This is a genomic window from Xenorhabdus sp. SGI240 (assembly GCF_040081915.1).
Taxonomy (GTDB): domain Bacteria; phylum Pseudomonadota; class Gammaproteobacteria; order Enterobacterales; family Enterobacteriaceae; genus Xenorhabdus; species Xenorhabdus bakwenae.
Genome location: NZ_JBEBMB010000155.1, coordinates 1 through 3,002, shown reverse-complemented (window position 1 = coordinate 3,002; position 3,002 = coordinate 1). Strand labels below are relative to the sequence as shown.

Genomic DNA, 3,002 nt, shown 5'->3' with positions numbered 1-3,002 from the left:
ATTTATTGCGAGCTGTTTTTCTAACCTTTCAACTTTTTTCTCTAACTCTTCAATACGCTTTTCCATCATTACCTCGCTAGTGAGTTAATAGGCTGCCAGCCGCAATAGCGATACTGAGGTGCTGGAGTGATTGCGGCGTCAAATTTGAAAAAACCAGCACTCGGCTGGTTACATAGCTATTTCAATAATCGAATAACTCTAATTATTGGGTGAAGGTAAAGCTGCAATGATATTTTCTAGATGAGGTAATGCTTCACGATCCCTTGGACCAAAGTAGCTGATAGATTTATCTCTAATCCAGTGATGAACTTCTAAATTAAAAGAGGTCATCAATTCGTTTGGATAAAGCCTTGCTTCTACTGGTTTTCTTTTCCCATCATTAAACTCGTGTGTATATGTAGGGAATAAGTCAGGGTCATATCCTTTGTCACGCAAGAAGGCGCTAAACATTCGGCCTAATGAAATATCAGGCATCAGTTTATCGGGAATCAGGTAGCCCTTTGACTCCAGAGGTGCTAATAACTTCAATGTCATCTGATCTAGCATAGAAAAATGGGTTGGAGGAATCTTATCTCTGTTAATGAGATAGCGTTTCACATGGTATGGCATGACGGATTTTTGTTGTTTTCCGCCGGTCATCCAATCAAATACCCACTTTGAAACCAGAACAGCAAACTTAGGCGAAGCCCATTGCCCTAAATTTATAGCCACCTGAGGATGAACCCACGTGCCTTGAAGATCGGGGATTCCACCCTTAACTGGTTGAATTAGTTCCGATATCGGAATTCCGATATCGGCAGACAGAGCCAACAAAAACGATTTTGAAGTGTTATTTTCCAGATAATGACCAAGCAATTTACCTGCGGCTTTACACATAGCCGTTGCGTTAATATATCCATCATACGCACGCTGAGCTATTACCACATTGTTCTCTTCACGAGAGATAAGTGGCAGGTCTAACTGTTTCATCTAACCTCCGCTTTAATTGAGTTAGATGAAGACCTTAACTTGCATATATCTCAAACAAAATGGCTTTTCGTGATTATGTGACAAAGGCCACGCAAATAGCGCAGCCTTGGAATAACTACTTGAATTTGTTCCGTTATGGGATTTCCCATATCGGGGAATCAGAAATATTCATCTAAACATCCCGGACTTGCGGGATTTTGAACTACTGCATTTTTTGCAGAGGTTGGATAAAGCCATCGAATTCATCTTTCATGGGATACTCTCTATACCCATTCGAGGTGTTGATCGGAATGGTTAAAATCGCACCTAATATATTGATTTAGCTACGATATAGGTGCTGCTCGAATTGGTGACAAACAAAAAGGCCACGCCATGCGCAGCCTTGAATTCAGTTGTTCGGAATGACCGAACATGTGATACTCATGCTAGATTTTAACATTTAATATAAAAGGATTTTTATGCAACCGAACGATAAAAACCCATTCAACCAAAAGTCATTTAAATTCATTCTTGTCGGTGTGATATTACTTTTTATGGCGGGTATTAGATTTATTCAATATGATGATTTTTTACTGGGTACTGTCGAAAGCTTATTGGCTATTGGGCTTGTTCTCTTTGGGCTTAAATTGAAAAAAGGCGAAAATAAAAAGTAGACTACTAAATTCCCTCGAATTCGGGGGGATTAAAATCCATCGAACTCATCACACCATTCAAATTCATCTTTCATGAGGATGATCTCTTTTTCGCTGAAAATCAGATTAACATATTGATTTAGCTACGATATAGGTATTGATCGACCCCGATCGAGTTGTCAACTCTGAGTTGACTAAGGGTAGAAAAAGAAAAGCCCCACGTGATTAGTGAGGCTTTATTTGCTTTTCGTTTTTACTGCCCGAGCATAACACAAAATATACACCTAAATTTCTCAAAATCAAGTTAATTTAGAAAATATTTATATTTAGCGATATGTTTCGCAGTTTTCTTTTCTAATTTCCCTCTTGATTGCGTAATACATTTCCTCTTCCAGTAATTCCTCTGCCCATTCAGTGCGTTTCCTAGCAAAATCAACTTTGCAGTCCGTTAGTTTTGATAATTCACGAGCCATCTTTTGCGGGTATTTGCGCTCACAATATCGTTTAATAGCAATATCACGAATAGGATTACCCCGTTTAAATGTCTTATTCAGGACTACTTCAACAAATGCGGCATCATCTGATTCTTTGGCGAGAGCGATGATGTCGCTTAACGATTGTTTGGGGTTCAAAACTTCATGTGCTTTCTGAAATAATTCTTCTCCTTCGTAGCCCAGTTTATGCAAATCTTTTACTACCTTAACAATTCGCTCACCTTCGGCATCAGTCCAATCTTCACGGGTCATCAATCTACCTATGACGCTACATTCCTCCCCAGGATATTCATTCCCGCCGTACTGCTTCCCCCAAATCATCATCAAATACCTGACCCAAACGCGCTGGCTTGGTGTAATTGTTTTCCAGCCTTTACCCCACACCCGACGCAGATCTTTCTTGTTGGCTACATAGGCCAGCAATGGGAATGATTCTTTACTCCTCATCTTATTCCTCCCTGGTTCCCTTTCAGCTTTGATTTTGTCATCAGTACCCCATTGCATATGACGTGATACTGGCATTTAAAATCACGTGCGAATTTGCCAACTGTCATTCTGTTAATACCCAATTTACGGGCTAATTGAGTTTGATTCCCTCGGTGCTTTATGAGCAGGTCGGGAATTGATGTAATTTCAAATGTCACGCAGCCTCCCGCCTCAGTGTTTTTAATTTCTCCTGAAACTCAGCTTTAATCGCCTTGCATTCCTCAATCGTCCATCGGTGGCGGTCATGGTTGGATTCAATGGCGTCAACCTTTGTCAGACCGATACGCCGGATTAGCTCCACCCTGTACGGAACCAGATTCCCCGATTTATGCTGATTACAGACAATGCACTGGCGATGGATGTTGTTCTCGTCAAATCTCAATTGAGGCGCTGCTGACGTTGGCCCATCTGCGTTACAGTC

5 protein-coding genes are annotated in these 3,002 nt (G+C 40.8%); 1 reads left to right on the top strand and 4 read right to left on the bottom strand.

What is annotated here, in order from left to right; translation table 11 throughout:
* Positions 1 to 198: 198 nt before the first annotated feature.
* Positions 199 to 969, bottom strand: coding sequence for a KilA-N domain-containing protein (locus tag ABLA76_RS17840; RefSeq protein WP_348988935.1), 771 nt, complete (start codon positions 967 to 969; stop codon positions 199 to 201).
* Between the two features lie 458 nt (positions 970 to 1,427).
* Here ABLA76_RS17840 and ABLA76_RS17835 point away from each other — a divergent pair, with 458 nt between their 5' ends.
* Positions 1,428 to 1,622, top strand: coding sequence for a hypothetical protein (locus ABLA76_RS17835; RefSeq protein WP_348988934.1), 195 nt, complete (start codon positions 1,428 to 1,430; stop codon positions 1,620 to 1,622).
* Positions 1,623 to 1,927: 305 nt separating this feature from the next.
* On the opposite strand, the gene ABLA76_RS17830 is transcribed toward ABLA76_RS17835, so the two are convergent.
* From ABLA76_RS17830 to ABLA76_RS17820, 3 genes are all read right to left on the bottom strand, one after another.
* Positions 1,928 to 2,617, bottom strand: a complete 690-nt coding sequence (locus ABLA76_RS17830; RefSeq protein WP_348988933.1) for a hypothetical protein — start codon at positions 2,615 to 2,617, stop codon at positions 1,928 to 1,930.
* Positions 2,539 to 2,739: a helix-turn-helix domain-containing protein gene (locus tag ABLA76_RS17825; protein ID WP_348988932.1), complete on the bottom strand. Its 201-nt coding sequence runs from the start codon at positions 2,737 to 2,739 to the stop codon at positions 2,539 to 2,541. The genes ABLA76_RS17830 and ABLA76_RS17825 overlap by 79 nt, the downstream gene beginning before the upstream one ends.
* Positions 2,736 to 3,002: recombination protein NinG (locus ABLA76_RS17820; RefSeq protein WP_348988931.1), on the bottom strand; the 267-nt coding region annotated here is incomplete at its 5' end. The genes ABLA76_RS17820 and ABLA76_RS17825, both read right to left, overlap by 4 nt.